The 736-nt window shown below is 51.4% G+C and carries 8 tRNA genes; all 8 read right to left on the bottom strand.

The window, feature by feature from the left end:
* Positions 1 to 3 precede the first annotated feature (3 nt).
* Positions 4 to 77 (bottom strand) — tRNA-Pro (locus tag HMPREF3237_RS05275).
* A gap of 14 nt (positions 78 to 91) precedes the next feature.
* Positions 92 to 165: transfer RNA gene (locus HMPREF3237_RS05270), tRNA-Arg, on the bottom strand.
* Positions 166 to 173: 8 nt separating this feature from the next.
* Positions 174 to 259 (bottom strand) — tRNA-Leu (locus HMPREF3237_RS05265).
* A 7-nt stretch (positions 260 to 266) separates the two neighbouring features.
* Positions 267 to 338: transfer RNA gene (locus HMPREF3237_RS05260), tRNA-Gly, on the bottom strand.
* Between the two features lie 26 nt (positions 339 to 364).
* A tRNA-Thr gene (locus tag HMPREF3237_RS05255) sits at positions 365 to 437 on the bottom strand.
* A 12-nt stretch (positions 438 to 449) separates the two neighbouring features.
* A tRNA-Leu gene (locus HMPREF3237_RS05250) sits at positions 450 to 531 on the bottom strand.
* 5 nt (positions 532 to 536) lie between these two features.
* Positions 537 to 609: transfer RNA gene (locus HMPREF3237_RS05245), tRNA-Lys, on the bottom strand.
* 18 nt (positions 610 to 627) lie between these two features.
* Positions 628 to 700: transfer RNA gene (locus HMPREF3237_RS05240), tRNA-Asp, on the bottom strand.
* Positions 701 to 736 lie beyond the last annotated feature (36 nt).

Below are 736 nucleotides of genomic sequence, written 5' to 3'. Positions count from 1 at the left end.
CAATCGGGAAGACAGGATTCGAACCTGCGACACCTTGGTCCCAAACCAAGTACTCTACCAAGCTGAGCTACTTCCCGAATTAAATTGTGAATGCACCCTAGAGGAGTCGAACCTCTAACCGCCTGATTCGTAGTCAGGTACTCTATCCAGTTGAGCTAAGGGTGCTCATATTATGCCGAGGACCGGAATCGAACCGGTACGATCGTTACCAATCGCAGGATTTTAAGTCCTGTGCGTCTGCCAGTTCCGCCACCCCGGCCTCTCTAAGCGAACGACGGGATTCGAACCCGCGACCCCCACCTTGGCAAGGTGGTGTTCTACCACTGAACTACGTTCGCATCGACTCTTGGTTATATTAAAAAAATGCCGGCTACATGACTTGAACACGCGACCCTCTGATTACAAATCAGATGCTCTACCAACTGAGCTAAGCCGGCTTACTTTTATGATGCGGGTTAAGGGACTTGAACCCCCACGCTGTTAAGCGCCAGATCCTAAATCTGGTGCGTCTGCCAATTCCGCCAAACCCGCAAATATGACCCGTACTGGGCTCGAACCAGTGACCCATTGATTAAAAGTCAATTGCTCTACCAACTGAGCTAACGAGTCTAATAACTTTCGTTACTACGGTCCCGACGGGAATCGAACCCGCGATCTTCGCCGTGACAGGGCGACGTGATAACCGCTACACTACGGGACCTTTATGGGAGTTAACGGGATCGAACCGCTGACCCTC

The sequence above is a fragment of the Streptococcus sp. HMSC34B10 genome, assembly GCF_001839505.1.
Taxonomy (GTDB): Bacteria; Bacillota; Bacilli; order Lactobacillales; family Streptococcaceae; genus Streptococcus; species Streptococcus peroris.
Note: the sequence above shows the minus strand (reverse complement) of the source record. Positions and strands in the feature narration are given on the sequence as shown.